15 protein-coding genes are annotated in these 16,711 nt (G+C 70.7%); 6 read left to right on the plus strand and 9 right to left on the minus strand.

Annotation, left to right across the window (positions count from 1 at the left end; genetic code table 11):
- The first annotated feature begins 3 nt into the window (after nt 1-3).
- Nucleotides 4-993: a heme A synthase gene (locus tag ACFY0O_RS06695; RefSeq protein WP_388943632.1), complete on the plus strand. Its 990-nt coding sequence runs from the start codon at nt 4-6 to the stop codon at nt 991-993.
- A gap of 51 nt (nt 994-1,044) precedes the next feature.
- On the opposite strand, the gene ACFY0O_RS06700 is transcribed toward ACFY0O_RS06695, so the two are convergent.
- From ACFY0O_RS06700 to ACFY0O_RS06710, 3 genes are all read right to left on the minus strand, one after another.
- Entirely contained in the window at nt 1,045-2,139 is a 1,095-nt protein-coding gene (locus ACFY0O_RS06700) for an amidohydrolase (protein ID WP_388943634.1), read from the minus strand.
- A 95-nt stretch (nt 2,140-2,234) separates the two neighbouring features.
- On the minus strand, nt 2,235-2,594 hold the full coding sequence (locus ACFY0O_RS06705; protein WP_388943637.1) for a hypothetical protein: 360 nt from the start codon (nt 2,592-2,594) through the stop codon (nt 2,235-2,237).
- A gap of 39 nt (nt 2,595-2,633) precedes the next feature.
- A complete protein-coding gene (locus tag ACFY0O_RS06710) occupies nt 2,634-3,575 on the minus strand; it encodes a heme o synthase (protein ID WP_388943640.1) in 942 nt (313 codons plus the stop codon).
- A gap of 320 nt (nt 3,576-3,895) precedes the next feature.
- Here ACFY0O_RS06710 and tkt point away from each other — a divergent pair, with 320 nt between their 5' ends.
- The 5 genes from tkt (at nt 3,896) to pgl (ending at nt 10,700) form a co-directional block, all read left to right on the plus strand.
- The gene (gene tkt / locus ACFY0O_RS06715) at nt 3,896-5,998 is read left to right on the plus strand and encodes a transketolase (protein WP_388943642.1); all 2,103 of its coding nucleotides are present in this window, start codon (nt 3,896-3,898) and stop codon (nt 5,996-5,998) included.
- A gap of 34 nt (nt 5,999-6,032) precedes the next feature.
- The gene (gene tal, locus ACFY0O_RS06720; RefSeq protein WP_388943645.1) at nt 6,033-7,151 is read left to right on the plus strand and encodes a transaldolase; all 1,119 of its coding nucleotides are present in this window, start codon (nt 6,033-6,035) and stop codon (nt 7,149-7,151) included.
- A gap of 2 nt (nt 7,152-7,153) precedes the next feature.
- Nucleotides 7,154-8,683 carry a glucose-6-phosphate dehydrogenase gene (gene zwf / locus ACFY0O_RS06725; protein WP_388944501.1) on the plus strand — a complete coding sequence of 510 codons (1,530 nt, stop codon included), beginning with the start codon at nt 7,154-7,156 and terminating at the stop codon, nt 8,681-8,683.
- On the plus strand, nt 8,680-9,717 hold the full coding sequence (opcA, locus tag ACFY0O_RS06730; RefSeq protein ID WP_388943648.1) for a glucose-6-phosphate dehydrogenase assembly protein OpcA: 1,038 nt from the start codon (nt 8,680-8,682) through the stop codon (nt 9,715-9,717). Before zwf ends, opcA begins: the two co-directional genes overlap by 4 nt.
- 200 nt (nt 9,718-9,917) lie before the next feature.
- A complete protein-coding gene (gene pgl / locus ACFY0O_RS06735) occupies nt 9,918-10,700 on the plus strand; it encodes a 6-phosphogluconolactonase (protein ID WP_358893145.1) in 783 nt (260 codons plus the stop codon).
- A gap of 64 nt (nt 10,701-10,764) precedes the next feature.
- Here the strand turns inward: pgl and pgi are convergent, their stop codons facing one another.
- From pgi to gap, 6 genes are all read right to left on the minus strand, one after another.
- On the minus strand, nt 10,765-12,417 hold the full coding sequence (gene pgi / locus ACFY0O_RS06740; protein WP_388944504.1) for a glucose-6-phosphate isomerase: 1,653 nt from the start codon (nt 12,415-12,417) through the stop codon (nt 10,765-10,767).
- Between the two features lie 162 nt (nt 12,418-12,579).
- Nucleotides 12,580-12,915: an RNA polymerase-binding protein RbpA gene (locus tag ACFY0O_RS06745; RefSeq protein WP_007263454.1), complete on the minus strand. Its 336-nt coding sequence runs from the start codon at nt 12,913-12,915 to the stop codon at nt 12,580-12,582.
- A 107-nt stretch (nt 12,916-13,022) separates the two neighbouring features.
- The gene (gene secG, locus ACFY0O_RS06750; RefSeq protein ID WP_358893201.1) at nt 13,023-13,256 is read right to left on the minus strand and encodes a preprotein translocase subunit SecG; all 234 of its coding nucleotides are present in this window, start codon (nt 13,254-13,256) and stop codon (nt 13,023-13,025) included.
- Nucleotides 13,257-13,371: 115 nt separating this feature from the next.
- Nucleotides 13,372-14,160, minus strand: a complete 789-nt coding sequence (tpiA, locus tag ACFY0O_RS06755; protein WP_358893146.1) for a triose-phosphate isomerase — start codon at nt 14,158-14,160, stop codon at nt 13,372-13,374.
- A 6-nt stretch (nt 14,161-14,166) separates the two neighbouring features.
- Nucleotides 14,167-15,381: a phosphoglycerate kinase gene (locus ACFY0O_RS06760; RefSeq protein WP_388943652.1), complete on the minus strand. Its 1,215-nt coding sequence runs from the start codon at nt 15,379-15,381 to the stop codon at nt 14,167-14,169.
- Nucleotides 15,382-15,519: 138 nt separating this feature from the next.
- A complete protein-coding gene (gene gap / locus ACFY0O_RS06765; RefSeq protein WP_358893148.1) occupies nt 15,520-16,527 on the minus strand; it encodes a type I glyceraldehyde-3-phosphate dehydrogenase in 1,008 nt (335 codons plus the stop codon).
- Nucleotides 16,528-16,711 lie beyond the last annotated feature (184 nt).

Here is a 16,711-nt window from a genome sequence, read left to right on the forward strand (position 1 = left end):
AGTTTGCACAAAGCGGCGCATACGATAGGGGCCGTGTTGAACCCATTCGCATACCTCGCCGCCCGCTGGACCCCGTCACCCCGGATCGTCCAGCGTGCCGCCGCCATCGCGGTCCTGATGAGCGTCGTCATCGTCGTCACCGGCGGCGCGGTGCGGCTGACCGGTTCCGGTCTCGGCTGCGACACCTGGCCCAAGTGCACGGACGACAGCCTGATCGTCACCCAGGCGCAGGGCTTCCACGGCGCCATCGAGTTCGGCAACCGGATGCTCACGTACGTGCTGTGCGCGGCCGTCGGCGGAGTGATCCTCGCGGCCCGCTCCGCCAAGCCCTGGCGGCGCTCCCTGACGAAGCTCGGCTGGACCCAGTTCGCCCTCGTCATGGGCAACGCCGTCCTCGGCGGCATCACCGTCCTGACGGGCCTGAACCCGTACAGCGTGGCCGGGCACTTCCTGCTGGCCACCAGCCTGATCACGGTCACGACGATCACCTGGCAGCGCACCCGCGAGGGTGACGCGGCCCCCCGCCCGCGCGTGCCGGGCCCGGTGCGCAAGCTGTCGTGGGCGCTGATCGCCACCACCCTGGTGCTGATCGCGGCGGGCACGGTCGTGACCGGCTCCGGGCCGCACGCCGGCGACAAGAGCGAGATCAAGCGGATGCCGTTCGACTGGGCGGCCACCGCCCACGTCCACGCGATCGCCGCCTGGCTGGTGTGCGCGCTGGGCGTGGCGATGTGGCTGGTGCTGCGCGTGGTCGACGCCCCCGCCGACACCCGGGCGCGCGCCCGCGACCTGCTGGTCGTGCTGCTCGCCCAGGGCGCGATCGGCTACGTGCAGTTCTTCACCTCGCTGCCCGAGGTGCTGGTCGCCGTCCACATGCTCGGCTCCTGCCTGGTGTGGATCTCCGTGCTGCGCCTGGCCCTGAGCCTGCGCGAGCGCTCCGACACCGCGATCGAGACCCCGGCGCCCGAGGACGCGCGGCTCTCGGCGGTCTGACCGAAGGCCGAAGGCCGCACGGCCGCAGGCCGGACGGCCGGCCCGGAGCACTCAGCTCCCTTCGTCCAGCCGGTAGACGCGGCGGGCGTTGCCCGCCGCGAGCATGGCCGCGACCCGGTCGGCGTCCCGCCAGGACCAGGCCCCGTCGGCCACCCAGCCGCCCAGCACCCGCCCGAGCGCCTCGCGGAACACCAGGGCGCCGACGGCGTGCAGCTCGGGCAGGCCTCGACCCCCGCTGGAGAACAGCAGCTTCCCGAAGGGCGCGAGCTCCAGCAGCTCGGCCAGTACGGCCGCCGCCCGCGCCCCCGTGCGGGCGAGGGCCGGCCCGAGGTCGGCGTGGACGTGCGGGTACGCCGCCGCGAGCCGCGCCGCGTGCCGGTGGTGCGGGTACCCCCCGAGCAGGACGAGCCGCGCCCCCGGGCCCTCCGTGGCCCGGGCGACCCCGGTAAGCGCCTCCGGTGCGGCCCCGCCGGTGTGCAGTTGGAGCGGCAGCCCACAGGTCACCGCGCTCCACAGCAGGTGCCGCAGCAGCACGGGGTCCCGTACCGGCCCGCCCCTGGCCCGCGCGGCCAGCCACCGCCCGGCCGCCCCGCGCACCTCGCCGGGCCCGGGCGGCTGCGGGTGCGCGGCCAGCGCGGCGGCGTACCCGGCGTGCGGCCCGCAGCCGAAGGCGACGGCGCCGGAGGCGGCGTGGTGGACGGCTCCGGCGAGGTCGGCGAGGAAGGCGGTGACGCTCCCCGAGGTGTCGGCGGCCTGCTCGGCGAGCGACTCCAGCCGGACCACCTCGAAGGCCTCGGCGTCCCCCGCGAGGGCCAGCTCCTTGGGGCCGGTGAGGTCCCCGGGGACTCCCGTGTCGACCAGGTACGCGCCCGCCCCGGAGCCCCGCAGCAGCCTGCGCGCGCTCTCGGCGGCCCCGAGTTCGCGCCGCCGGGCCAGGTAGCGGGCGGGCGCGCAGTGCGGCTCCAGGCCCAGCAGGGGCGGGCACCAGCGGCGTACGGCGAAGCCGGTCTGGGTGTCGAAGAAGGTGGTTCCGGGGGCGGGCGGGCCGGCCGAGTGGACCAGCTGGGCCTCGAAGGTGGCGAGCCCGAGCTCGCTGCGGAGCACCCCGTGGCAGTGCTGGTCCACCAGGGGCGGCGTTTCGATCATCCGGTCACCCCGTCGCGGACGTGAGGAAGCGGCTTCCACACGTCCTAACGGGTGAGCGGGGTATGAAGTATTGCCCCGGTCGTTGACCGGCCGGTTCAGGCGGCGGGGTTGGCCGGTCCGCCCACCTGGATCCCGGCCATGCGGGTCCACTCGTACGGGCCGGTCTTCACGCGCGCGGCGAGCTCCCCGTCGAAGTCCTCGTGGAGGGTCAGCCCGGCCTTCTCGGCGGCGAGCTGCGCCACGGCGTACGTGGGGGCGACCAGGTCGCCCCAGCCGCCGTCGGTGCCCACGAGGACGATCCGGGTGCCGGCCTGGCCGATGTGGGCGAGCTGGCCCTCGGCGCCGCCGTGCTGCTTGGCGAACGCGCCGATCTGCCGGGCCAGCTTCGCCGCCGTGCGGCTGTGCTTCTTGTCCGCGGCCTCTGCGGTCTGTGCGGTGTCTGCGGTGTCTGCCATGGACCGCATGCTACCGGCGGGTAATCAAGGGAGGAAGTGTCAGCGGAGGAAGGGATCCACGGCCACGGCCACGAACAGCAGCGACACATAGGTGATCGACCAGTGGAACAGCCGCATCTCCTTGAGCTTCGCGCCCGTGACCCCGGCCTTGGCCCGGGCGTTCAGCGCGTGCGCCTCCCACAGCCACCAGCCGCCCGCCAGCAGCGCGACGGAGGTGTAGAACCAGCCGGTGTACCCCAGCGGGGTGAGCAGCAGCGAGACGGCGACCATCACCCAGCTGTAGATGACGATCTGGCGCGCCACGGCCTTGTTGCCCGCCACGACCGGCAGCATCGGCACGCCGACACGCGCGTAGTCGTCCTTGACCTTCATGGACAGCGGCCAGTAGTGCGGCGGCGTCCAGAAGAAGATGACGAGGAAGAGGATGACGGCGGCCCAGGAGACCTCGTTGCGCACGGCCGACCAGCCGATGAGCACCGGCATGCAGCCGGCGATCCCGCCCCAGACGATGTTCTGCGCGGTCCGCCGCTTCAGCAGCATCGTGTAGACGACCACGTAGAAGAGGAGCGCGCCGAGGGCGAGCGCGGCCGACAGCCAGTTGACGAGCAGGCCGAAGAACAGGGTCGAGACGACCCCGAGCGTGATGCCGAAGACCAGGCACTCGCGCGGGCTCACCATGCCGGTCACCAGCGGCCGCTGCGACGTGCGGTCCATCAGGGCGTCGATGTCCCGGTCGATGTACATGTTGAGCGCGTTCGCGCCGCCCGCCGACAGATAGCCGCCGAAGCAGGTGGCGAGCACCAGCCACAACGACGGCACGCCCTGTTCGGCGAGGAACATCACCGGCACTGTGGTGATCAGCAGAAGTTCGATGATCCGCGGCTTGGTCAAAGCCACGAAAGCCATGGCCCGGGCCCCGAACGGCCGGTGACCGGGGCTCGTCCCGAGCACCCCCGCTGGACGGGATTCGACGGCCGTCACGCACACCCCTGAGAGAGAATCCAGCAAGCTTCCGAAGCGATGCCTCCAGTAAATGAAGGCTCGGTAAAGGCTTGCGCGTACCACGCCACTGTAGACGTAGCTCTTGCCCCGCCCTGCGCGGGGGTCGCCTCGTGTTGAGCCGATCGGACCGCCGGCAAGATCATCGGCGGCGGATCCCAGGTGAACAGCGGACACCGGGACGGCGACGCACGACCGGCACTCGAATAGCCGCACGCGCTGGCGGGGGTAGGCTCGGAATCGCCCCGGTGTCACCGTTCGTCACCGGGAAAACAACATGTGGAGAGGAGCCCTGACCAACGGTGAGCACCAAGCCGACCACCCCAGAGCTCGAGTGGACCGAACTGGACCAGCGGGCCGTCGACACCGCCCGCATCCTGGCCGCCGACGCGGTCCAGAAGGTCGGGAACGGACACCCCGGTACGGCGATGAGCCTGGCCCCCGCCGCGTACACGCTTTTCCAGAAGGTCATGCGCCACGACCCGTCCGACCCGCAGTGGGTCGGCCGCGACCGTTTCGTGCTCTCCGCGGGGCACTCGTCCCTGACCCTCTACACCCAGCTCTACCTCGGCGGCTTCGGTCTGGAGCTGGAGGACCTCGAGTCCTTCCGCACCTGGGGCTCCAGGACCCCCGGCCACCCGGAGTACGGCCACACCCCCGGCGTCGAGACCACCACCGGCCCGCTGGGCCAGGGCGTCGCGAACGCGGTGGGCATGGCCATGGCCGCCCGCTACGAGCGCGGCCTGTTCGACCCGGAGGCCGCGACGGGCGCCTCCCCCTTCGACCACATGGTCTACGCGATCGCGGGTGACGGCTGCCTGCAGGAGGGCATCTCCCACGAGGCGTCCGCGCTGGCCGGCCACCAGAAGCTCGGCAACCTGGTGCTGCTGTGGGACGACAACCACATCTCCATCGAGGGTGACACGGAGACGGCCGTCTCCGAGGACACCATGAAGCGCTACGAGGCGTACGGCTGGCACGTCCAGCGCGTCGAGCAGCAGGAGAACGGCGACCTCGACCCGAAGGCCCTCTTCGCCGCCCTCCAGGCCGCCAAGGCCGAGACCGGGCGCCCGTCCTTCATCGCGGCCCGCTCGATCATCGCCTGGCCCGCCCCGCACGCCCAGAACACCGAGGCCGCCCACGGCTCGGCCCTCGGCAACGACGAGGTCGCCGCGACCAAGCGCGTGCTCGGCTTCGACCCGGAGAAGACCTTCGAGGTCTCCGACGAGGTCCTCGCCCACACCCGCGGCCTGGTGGACCGCGGCCGCGAGGCCCGCGCCGCCTGGGAGAAGGACTTCTCCGCCTGGCGCACCGCCAACCCGGAGCGCGCCGCCTCCTTCGACCGCATCGAGTCCAACGAGCTGCCCGAGGGCTGGGAGGACAAGCTCCCCGTCTTCGAGACCGGCAAGGGCGTCGCCACCCGCGCGGCCTCCGGCAAGGTCCTGGAGGCGCTCGGCGCGGTCATCCCGGAGCTGTGGGGCGGCTCGGCCGACCTGGCCGGCTCCAACAACACCACCATCGACAAGACCTCGTCGTTCCTGCCGGTGGGCAACCCGCTGCCGGAGGCCGACCCGTACGGCCGGACCGTCCACTTCGGCATCCGCGAGCACGCCATGGCCGCGACCATGAACGGCATCGCCCTGCACGGCCACACCCGCATCTACGGCGGCACCTTCCTGGTGTTCTCCGACTACATGCGCAACGCCGTCCGCCTGTCCTCCCTGATGCACCTGCCGGTGACGTACGTGTGGACGCACGACTCCATCGGCCTCGGCGAGGACGGCCCGACCCACCAGCCGGTCGAGCACGTCGCCTCGCTGCGCGCCATCCCGGGCCTGAACGTGATCCGCCCGGCCGACGCCAACGAGACCGCCATCGCCTGGCGCGAGATCCTGCGCCGCCACACCAAGGTGTTCGGCAAGGGCGCCCCGCACGGCCTGGCCCTCACCCGCCAGGGCGTGCCGACGTACGACCGCAACGAGGACGCGGCCAAGGGCGGCTACGTGCTGTTCGAGGCCGAGGGCGGCCCCGCCCAGGTGGTCCTGATCGGCACCGGCTCCGAGGTCCAGCTCGCCGTCGCCGCGCGCGAGGCGCTGCAGGCCGAGGGCGTGCCCGCCCGGGTCGTCTCGATGCCCTGCGTCGAGTGGTTCGAGGAGCAGTCCCAGGAGTACAAGGACAGCGTCCTGCCGCCTTCCGTCAAGGCGCGAGTCGCGGTCGAGGCCGGCATCGGCCTGACCTGGCACCGTTACGTCGGGGACGCGGGCCGGATCGTCTCGCTGGAGCACTTCGGTGCCTCGGCCGACGGCGCCGTGCTGTTCCGCGAGTTCGGCCTCACCGCCGAAGCCGTGACCGCAGCCGCCAAGGCCAGCATCGATTCAGCACGTCTCACCGCCGCTGCGCGCTGACCCGGTACAAGAACCAGTAGGAGATGCAATTCCGATGACAGACGCACTCAAGCGCCTCTCCGACGAGGGCGTGGCGATCTGGCTGGACGACCTGTCCCGCAAGCGCATCACGTCCGGCAACCTCGCCGAGCTGATCGACCAGCAGCACGTGGTCGGTGTCACCACCAACCCGTCGATCTTCCAGAAGGCCATCAGCAGCGGTGACGGCTACGAGCAGCAGCTCGCCGACCTCGCCGCCCGCAAGGTCACCGTCGACGAGGCCATCCGCATGATCACCACGGCGGACGTCCGCGACGCCGCCGACATCCTGCGGCCGGTCTTCGACGCCACCGACGGCCAGGACGGCCGGGTCTCGATCGAGGTCGACCCGCGCCTGGCCCACGACACCAAGGCCACCGTCGCCGAGGCCAAGCAGCTCGCCTGGCTGGTGGACCGCCCCAACACGCTCATCAAGATCCCGGCGACCAAGGCCGGCCTGCCGGCGATCACCGAGGTCATCGGCCGGGGCATCAGCGTCAACGTCACGCTGATCTTCTCGCTGGAGCGCTACCGCGAGGTCATGGACGCCTACCTCGCGGGCCTGGAGAAGGCCAAGGCCGCCGGCCTGGACCTCTCCCTGATCCACTCGGTCGCCTCGTTCTTCGTGTCCCGCGTGGACACCGAGATCGACAAGCGCCTGGACTCCGTCGGCACCGACGAGGCCAAGGCCCTGAAGGGCAAGGCGGCCCTCGCCAACGCCCGTCTGGCCTACGAGGCGTACGAGGAGGTCTTCTCCTCCGACCGCTGGGCGGCCCTGGACCGGGCCCACGCCAACAAGCAGCGCCCCCTGTGGGCGTCCACCGGCGTCAAGGACCCGGCGTACAAGGACACCCTGTACGTGGTGGACCTCGTCGCCCCCGGCACCGTCAACACCATGCCCGAGGCGACCCTGGACGCCACCGCCGACCACGGCGAGGTCACCGGGGACACCATCCGCGGCACGTACGGGCAGGCGCGCGCCGAGCTCGACGCGGTCGCGAAGCTGGGCATCTCGTACGACGATGTGGTGCAGCTGCTCGAGGACGAGGGCGTCGAGAAGTTCGAGGCGGCCTGGAACGACCTGCTGAAGTCGACCGAGGCGGAGCTCAAGCGCCTGACCCCCGCGGAGGACTGAGTATTTTGTCGGTGAACGGAGCGAACCCGCTTCGTGACGCACAGGACCGGCGGCTCCCGCGCATCGCGGGACCGTCCGGCCTGGTGATTTTCGGCGTTACGGGTGACCTGTCGCGCAAGAAGCTCATGCCCGCCGTCTACGACCTCGCCAACCGCGGCCTGCTGCCCCCGGGCTTCTCGCTGATCGGTTTCGCCCGCCGCGAGTGGCAGGACGAGGACTTCGCCCAGGAGGTGTACGAGGCCGTCAAGCAGCACTCGCGCACCCCCTTCCGTGAGGAGGTCTGGCAGCAGCTGGTGCAGGGCTGCCGGTTCGTCCAGGGCGAGTTCGACGACGACGCGGCCTTCGAGACGCTCAAGCAGACGATCGACGAACTCGACAAGGCCCAGGGCACGGGCGGCAACTTCGCCTTCTACCTCTCGGTGCCGCCGAAGTTCTTCCCCAAGGTGGTCCAGCAGCTCAAGAACCACGGGCTGGCGCAGAAGGAGGGCTCCTGGCGGCGTGCCGTCATCGAGAAGCCCTTCGGTCACGACCTCAAGAGCGCGGAAGAGCTCAACCAGGTCGTCCACGAGGTCTTCCCCCGGGACGAGGTCTTCCGGATCGACCACTACCTCGGCAAGGAGACCGTCCAGAACATCCTGGCGCTCCGCTTCGCCAACACCATGTTCGAGCCGATCTGGAACCGGTCGTACGTCGACCACGTGCAGATCACCATGGCGGAGGACATCGGCATCGGCGGCCGGGCCGGCTACTACGACGGCATCGGCGCCGCCCGTGACGTCATCCAGAACCACCTGCTCCAGCTGCTGGCGCTCACGGCGATGGAGGAGCCCGGCTCCTTCCACCCCAAGGCCCTGGTGGCGGAGAAGCTGAAGGTGCTCAGCGCCGTCGAGGTCCCCGAGGACCTGGGCAAGCACACCGTGCGCGGCCAGTACTCGGCGGCCTGGCAGGGCGGCGAGAAGGTCAAGGGGTACCTGGAGGAGGACGGGATCAACCCGAACTCCAAGACCGACACCTACGCGGCCATCCGCCTGGAGATCAACAACCGCCGCTGGGCGGGCGTCCCGTTCTACCTGCGCACGGGCAAGCGCCTGGGCCGCCGGGTGACCGAGATCGCGGTGGTCTTCAAGCGGGCGCCGTACCTGCCGTTCGAATCGGGCGCGACCGAGGAGCTGGGGCAGAACGCCCTGGTCATCCGGGTCCAGCCGGACGAGGGCGTGACGGTCCGCTTCGGCTCCAAGGTGCCCGGCACCTCCATGGAGGTCCGGGACGTCACGATGGACTTCGCCTACGGCGAGTCCTTCACGGAGTCCAGCCCCGAGGCCTACGAGCGGCTCATCCTCGACGTCCTCCTCGGCGACGCGAACCTCTTCCCGCGCCACCAGGAAGTCGAGCTGTCCTGGAACATCCTCGACCCGATCGAGGAGTACTGGGACAAGCACGGCAAGCCCGCGCAGTACCCGGCGGGCACGTGGGGGCCGGTCGAGGCGGACGAGATGCTCGCACGAGACGGACGGAGCTGGCGCCGGCCATGAAGATCGACCTCACGGAGACCACCTCCAGCAAGATCAACGCCGCGTTGGTGCAGGCGCGCCGGGACATCGGCACGCCGGCCATCGGCATGGTCCTCACGCTGGTGATCGTGACCGACGAAGAGAACGCGTACGACGCGCTCAAGTCGGCGAACGACGCCTCCCACGAACACCCTTCGCGGATCGTCGTCGTGGTCAAGCGGGTCAGCCGCTCCCCGCGCAGCCGCCGCGAAGCCCGGCTCGACGCGGAGATCCGTGTCGGAGCGGACTCCGGTACCGGCGAAACCGTCGTACTGCGCCTGCACGGCGAACTGGTCGACCACGCCCAGTCCGTCGTACTGCCCCTGCTGCTGCCGGACGCCCCCGTGGTGGTCTGGTGGCCGGAGGGCGCTCCGGCGGACCTGGCGGGCGACCCGCTGGGCGCACTGGGGCAGCGCCGGATCACGGACACGTACTCCTCCGAGCACCCGATCGAGGCGCTCGGCGCCCGGGCGGCGGCGTACGCCCCGGGTGACACGGACCTGTCCTGGACCCGGATCACCCCGTGGCGCTCGATGCTGGCCGCCGCGCTGGACCAGGTGACGCTGTCGCCGGTCGTCTCGGCGACCGTCGAGGGCGAGGACGAGAACCCGAGCTGCGAGCTGCTGGCCATGTGGCTGGCGGACCGTCTCGGGGTCCCGGTCAACCGGACCCTGTCAGGGGGGCCGGGGCTGACCGCCGTGCGCATGGAGACCAAGGACGGCTCGATCGTCCTGGACCGCGCGGACGGCTCGCTGGCCACGCTGTGCATGCCGGGGCAGCCCGACCGGGCGGTGGCGCTGAAGCGGCGTGAGACGGCCGAGCTGCTGGCGGAGGAGCTGCGCCGGCTGGACCCGGACAACACGTACGAGGCGTCCCTGAAGTTCGGCGTCTCCCGGCTGTCCGCCGAGGCTCCGGCGGCGCCGGCGGCTCCGGCTCCCGCCGAGGCGGAGGCTCCGGCGGAGAAGCCGGCCGCCGCCAAGCCGGCGCGCGCGTCGAAGCGGGCCTCGGCGAAGTAGCCGGTCCGCCGGGGGCGGGGCGGGGGGGTTCCTCTCCCCGCCCCGCCCTTCGCCCGTTCCTCCCCCAGCTACCGCTGGGAGGTGCCCCCAGGGGCTCCGCTCCCGGACCCCCGCGCCTCAAACGCCGGCGGGGCCGTAAACAGCCCGCGCGGCGTTTGAGCGCACCACCAGAACTACCGAGAAGGCGGCAGCACATGGGTATGACGACTCCCCAGGTGGTCGTCCACCGGGACAAGGAGCTGATGGCCCAGGCCGCAGCCGCCCGGCTCATCACCAAGATCGTGGACGCGCAGGCCGCCCGCGGCAGCGCCTCCGTCGTCCTGACCGGCGGCCGCAACGGCAACGGCCTCCTCGCGGCCCTCGCCGCGGCCCCCGCCCGGGACGCGATCGACTGGTCGCGCATCGACCTCTGGTGGGGCGACGAGCGCTACGTCCCCGCCGACGACCCCGAGCGCAACCACGTACAGGCCCGTGAGGCCCTCCTGGACGCCGTCCCGGTGGACCCGGCGCGGGTTCACGCGATGCCCGCCTCCGACGGCCCGTACGGCGCCGACGTGGACGCCGCCGCGGCCGCGTACGCCGCCGAGCTGGCGCGGGCGGCCACGCCCGAGGACCACGGCCCGGTCCCCCGGTTCGACGTGCTGATGCTGGGCGTCGGCCCGGACACCCACGTGGCCTCCCTGTTCCCCGAGCACCCCGCGTCCCGTGAGACCGACCGCACCGTCGTCGGGGTCCACGGCGCCCCCAAGCCCCCGCCGACCCGCGTCTCGCTCACCCTCCCCGCGATCCGCGCGGCCCGTGAGGTGTGGCTGCTGGCGGCCGGCGAGGACAAGGCGGGGGCGGTCGCCATCGCCCTCGGCGGGGCGGGCGGGGTGCAGGCCCCGGCGGCCGAGGCCTACGGCCGCAGCCGCACGCTCTGGTTGCTGGACCGCGCCGCCGCGGCCAAGCTCCCCTCCGGGCTGTACCCGCCGGCCTCCTCCTGAGCCGGGAAACGACGAGCGCCCCGTCCCGGTCGCCCGACCGGTACGGGGCGCTCCGCCGTTCCCGCTACCGCCCGCGCAGCTCCCGGTAGGCGGCCACCAGGGCCCGCGTCGACGGGTCCAGGCCCGGGACGTCCGCGCCCTCCGTCAGCGCCGGCTCCACCCGCTTGGCGAGCACCTTGCCGAGCTCGACGCCCCACTGGTCGAAGGAGTCGATGTTCCACACCGCGCCCTGGACGAACACCTTGTGCTCGTAGAGGGCGATGAGCTGGCCCAGCACGGCGGGGGTCAGCTCACCCGCGAGGATCGTCGTCGTGGGGTGGTTGCCCTGGAAGGTCTTGTGCGGGACGAGCGCCTCGGCGACGCCCTCCGCCCGCACCTCCTCGGCCGTCTTGCCGAAGGCCAGGGCCTGGGTCTGGGCGAAGAAGTTGGCCATCAGCAGGTCGTGCTGGGCCTTGAGCTCCGGCTCCAGCTCCGCGACCGGGCGGGCGAAGCCGATGAAGTCCGCCGGGATCACCTTGGTGCCCTGGTGGATCAACTGGTAGTACGCGTGCTGCCCGTTGGTGCCGGGCGTGCCCCACACCACGGGGCCGGTCTGCCAGTCCACCGGGTTGCCGTCGCGGTCCACGGACTTGCCGTTGGACTCCATGTCCAGCTGCTGCAGGTAGGCCGTGAAACGGGAGAGGTAGTGGCTGTACGGGAGCACGGCGTGCGACTGGGCGTCGAAGAAGGCCCCGTACCAGATGCCCAACAGGCCCAGCAGCAGCGGGGCGTTGTCCTCGGGCGCCGCGGTGCGGAAGTGCTCGTCCACGGTGTGGAAGCCGCCCAGCAGCTCCCGGAAGGAGTCCGGGCCGATCGCGATCATCAGCGAGAGCCCGATGGCCGAGTCGAAGGAGTAGCGGCCGCCGACCCAGTCCCAGAAGCCGAACATGTTGGCCGGGTCGATGCCGAACTCGGTGACCTTCTCGGCGTTGGTGGACAGGGCCACGAAGTGCCGTGCCACGGCGGCCTGGTCCCCGCCGAGGCCGGCCAGCAGCCACTGGCGGGCCGAGGTGGCGTTGGTGATGGTCTCGATGGTGGTGAAGGTCTTGGACGCGATGATGAACAGCGTCTCGGCCGGGTCCAGGTCCCGTACGGCCTCGTGGAGGTCGGCGCCGTCGACGTTGGAGACGAAACGCACCGTCAGGGAGCGGTCGGTGAAGGCGCGCAGGGCCTCGTACGCCATCGCCGGACCGAGGTCGGAGCCGCCGATGCCGATGTTGACGACGTTCCTGATGCGCCGGCCGGTGAAGCCGGTCCACTCCCCCGAACGGACCTGGTCGGAGAAGGCCGCCATCTTGTCGAGGACCTCGTGGACGGCGGGGACGACGTTCTCGCCGTCGACCTCGACGACCGCGTCAGCGGGGGCGCGCAGCGCGGTGTGCAGGACCGCGCGGTCCTCGGTCACGTTGATCTTCTCGCCTCGGAACATGGCGTCCCGCAGCTCGCTCACGCCGGTCGCCGCGGCCAGTTCGCGCAGCAGCGTGAGGGTCTCGTCGGTGACGAGGTGCTTCGAGTAGTCGATGTGCAGGTCGCCGACCCGCAGGGTGTATCCGGTGCCCCGTTCCGGATCCGTCTCGAACAGCTCCCGCAGATGCGTCTGCCCCAGCTCTTCCCGGTGCTTGCCGAGCGCGTTCCACTCGGGCAGCCGGTTGAGCCTCGTACGGCTTTCCGCGTTCATCTCGGACATCAACCCACTTCTTCCGTCCTGTTGTGCCCCGCCACCTCCAACCTAAGGGATCCGAAGGGGGACAACGCACACAAAGGGGCCCGGCCCGCGGGATTCGTACTCCCACGGGCCGGGCCCCCAGTCACGTTCGAGCGTGGCCCGGCCGAAGCCGTCTCAGATCTCGCCGCGGAGCTTGGCGAGGGCCTCGGCGAGGATCGCCTCGCCGTCGGCGTCGGTGCGGCGCTCGCGGACGTAGGCGAGGTGCGTCTTGTACGGCTCGGTGCGCGGCGGCGCGGGCGGGTTGTCCCGGTCCTGGCCGGCGGGGAAGCCGCAGCGCGGGCAGTCCCAGGTGTCGGGGACCTGTGCGTCGCTGGCGAAGCTGGGCTGCGTCTCGTGCCCGTTCGAGCACCAGAAGGAGATGCGCAGGCGGGGCGCGGATTCACCGCGCTCGGCCTCGCCCATCGGCCCGGCTCCGACCCGACTTCCACGAATCGCGTTGCCACTTGCCACGGTCGTAACTCCCTGCGTGATGGTGCCGCCCAGCGTGAGGGTATACCCGCTGTGGGCGCCTCAGTTTACGTAAAGACCGAGCGGGCCGGGCGAAATGGCCGGAACCGTCAGCTGCCGTTCGACTTCATGAGCAGGCCGAGCGCGACGATGCAGGCGAACCACAGCAGGCCGATGACGACCGTGATGCGGTCGAGGTTGCGCTCCGCCACGGAGGAGCCGCCGACGGAGGACTGCATGCCGCCGCCGAACATGTCGGAAAGGCCGCCGCCCTTGCCCTTGTGCATCAGCACGAGCAGCATCAGCAGAGCGCTGAAGACGATCAGGGCGATCGAGAACCCCATAACCACGGCTGACTCCTACTTTTTCTGGGCTTGCTGAGAGGAAGCGGGGCCGGCTGCCGCGCGTACGCGGCCCCCGGCCCCCGCAAGGGTACGACGGATCGGCCCTACCGCATACTCACTGGTCGCGGAAGCGGACGATCTTGACGAACTCGTCCACGTCCAGCGCCGCGCCGCCGATCAGGGCGCCGTCGACATCGGGCTGGGCCATGATCGCGGCGATGTTGCCGGACTTGACGGAGCCGCCGTACTGGATGCGGACCTTGTCGGCCAGCTCCTGGGAGTACAGCTCGGCGAGGCGGCCGCGGATCGCCCCGCAGACCTCCTGGGCGTCCTCGGGGGTGGCGACCTCGCCGGTGCCGATCGCCCAGACGGGCTCGTAGGCGATCACGATGGACTCGACCTGCTCGGCCGGGACGTCCTTGAGGCCGCCGTCGACCTGGGCGAGGGTGTGCGGGACCTGCTGTCCGGCCTTGCGGACGTCGAGCCCCTCGCCGACGCAGAGGATCGGGGTGATCCCGTTGCGGTAGGCGGCCTTGACCTTGGCGTTGCAGATCTCGTCGGTCTCGCCGTGGTACTGGCGGCGCTCGCTGTGGCCGACGGCCACGAACGTGCACTTCAGCTTGGCGAGCATCGGGCCGGAGATCTCGCCGGTGTAGGCGCCGGAGTCGTGGGCCGAGATGTCCTGGGCACCGTACTTGATCTTCAGCTTGTCGCCGTCGACCAGGGTCTGGACCGAGCGCAGGTCGGTGAAGGGCGGGAGTACGGCGACGTCGACCGCGTCGTAGTCCTTGTCGGCGAGCGCGAAGGCGAGCTTCTGGACGTGGGCGATGGCCTCGAGGTGGTTGAGGTTCATCTTCCAGTTGCCCGCCATGAGCGGGGTGCGGCCGTTTTCGACAGACGTCATTGTGGTTCAGCCCTCCAGGGCGGCGAGGCCGGGGAGCGTCTTGCCTTCGAGGTATTCGAGGCTGGCGCCACCACCGGTGGAAATGTGACCGAAGGCGTTCTCGTCGAAGCCCAGGATCCGGACGGCCGCGGCGCTGTCGCCGCCGCCGACCACGGTGAAGGCCTCGCTGTCGACGAGGGCCTGTGCGATCGCGCGGGTGCCGTTCGCGTAATCGGGGTGCTCGAAGACACCGACGGGTCCGTTCCAGAAGACGGTCTCGGCGTCGGCGATCTTCGAGGCGTACAGCTCGCGGGTCTTGGGGCCGATGTCCAGGCCCTCCTTGTCCGCGGGGATCTGGTCGGCGTCGACGGTGGTGAAGTCGGCCGGGGTGCCGCCCTTGATGTCGGGGAAGTCCGCGGAGGCGAGGATGTCGACGGGGAGGACCAGCTCGACGCCGTTCTTCTCGGCGCGCTCCATGTACTCCGTGACCGTCGGGATCTGGTCCTGCTGGAGGAGGGAGATGCCGACCTCGTAGCCCTTGGCCTTGAGGAAGGTGTACGCCATGCCGCCGCCGATGAGGATGCGGTCGGCCTTGCCGAGGAGCTGGTCGATGACGGCGAGCTTGTCGGAGACCTTGGCGCCGCCGAGCACGACCACGTAGGGGCGCTTGACCTCGGCGGTCAGCTTCTTCAGGACGCCGACCTCGGTGGCGATGAGGTAGCCGGCCGCGTGCGGGAGCAGCTTGGGCAGGTCGAAGACCGAGGCGTGCTTGCGGTGGACGGCGCCGAAGCCGTCGCCGACGTAGAGGTCGGCGAGCTCGGCGAGCTGCTCGGCGAAGGCCACGCGCTCGGCCTCGTCCTTGGAGGTCTCGCCGGCGTTGAAGCGCAGGTTCTCGATGACGGCGACCTGGCCGTCATCGAGGGCGGCGACCGTCTCCCGGGCGGAGGATCCGACGGTGTCGGTGGCGAAGGCGACCTTCGCGCCGAGCAGCTCGCCGAGCCGCTTGGCGGCGGGGGCGAGGGAGAAGTCGGGCTCGGTGCCGGTGCCCTTGGGGCGGCCCAGGTGCGAGGCGACGACCACGCGGGCGCCCGCCTCGGCGAGCTTGGCGATGGTGGGCTGGACGGCGCGGATGCGGCCGTCGTCGGTGATGACGCCTTCCTTGAGCGGCACGTTGAGATCGGCGCGTACGAAGACCCGCTTGCCGGCGACGCCGTCCGCGAGGAGTTCGTCGATCGTCTTCATGTGTTTCTACTCCTTGTCCCCATACAGGGCTGTTACAGGTGCAGGGCGGATGGGACGGGGCAAGCGACAGGGCCCGTACGGCGCCTCATCGCGCCGAGCGGACCCTGTGCTCACATGGTGTTGCCTTGCCCTACGTTCTCAGAGCTGACCGCCGACGAAGACGGTGAGGTCGACGAGGCGGTTGGAGTAGCCCCACTCGTTGTCGTACCAGCCGACGACCTTGACCTGCGTACCGTCCTGCACCATGGTCAGCGAGGAGTCGAAGGTGCACGAAGCCGGCCAGTTCACGATGTCGGAGGAGACGATCGCGTCCTCGGTGTAGTCGAGGATGCCCTTGAGCTGGCCCTCGGCGGCCTTCTGGAAGGCGGCGTTGATCTCTTCCTTGGTGGTCTCGCGGGAGAGCTCCAGGACGAGGTCGGTGACCGAGCCGGTGGGGACCGGGACGCGCATGGCGATGCCGTCGAGCTTGCCCTTGAGCTGCGGCAGGACCAGCGCGGTCGCCTTGGCGGCACCGGTGGAGGTCGGGATGATGTTCTCGGCGGCGGCGCGGGCGCGGCGCAGGTCGGAGTGCGGGAAGTCCAGGATGCGCTGGTCGTTCGTGTACGCGTGGACCGTCGTCATCATGCCCTTGACGATGCCGAAGTTCTCGTCGAGGACCTTGGCCATCGGCGCCACGCAGTTGGTGGTGCAGGAGGCGTTGGAGATCACGTGGTGCTGGGCGGCGTCGTACTTGTCCTGGTTGACGCCCATCACGATGGTGATGTCCTCGTCCTTGGCCGGGGCCGAGATGAGGACCTTCTTCGCGCCGGCCGCGATGTGCTTGGCGGCATCGGCCTTCTTCGTGAAGATGCCGGTGGACTCGATCACGATGTCGGCGCCCAGCTCGCCCCAGGGGAGGTTCGCGGGGTCCCTCTCGGCGAAGGTCTTGAAGGTCATGTCGCCCACGGTGATGGTGTCATCGGTGTGGGAGACGTCGTGCTTCAGACGGCCCAGGATGGTGTCGTACTTGAGCAGGTGCACCAGGGTGCCGTTGTCCGTCAGGTCGTTGACACCGACAACCTCGATGTCCGCCCCCTGCTCGAGAAGCGCCCGGAAGTAGTTGCGGCCAATGCGGCCAAAACCATTGATGCCTACGCGGATCGTCACGAACCGATCTCCTCGTTGGTGCGCCGGCCTGTCCCGCCGGCGAGCTGTATGGGATGTCCCCGACCGCTTACGACCCTACCTCTCCGTGAGCTTCGGAGTGGAATCGACCGGGGACTGACACTCCCCCGCTTCGCGGGGGTACCCACCCGGGGCCTGGACCACTGCCGTGGCAAGGGACCCCGGG

The organism is Streptomyces sp. NPDC001594 (assembly GCF_042893675.1).
In the GTDB taxonomy this organism is placed as follows: Bacteria; Actinomycetota; Actinomycetes; order Streptomycetales; family Streptomycetaceae; genus Streptomyces.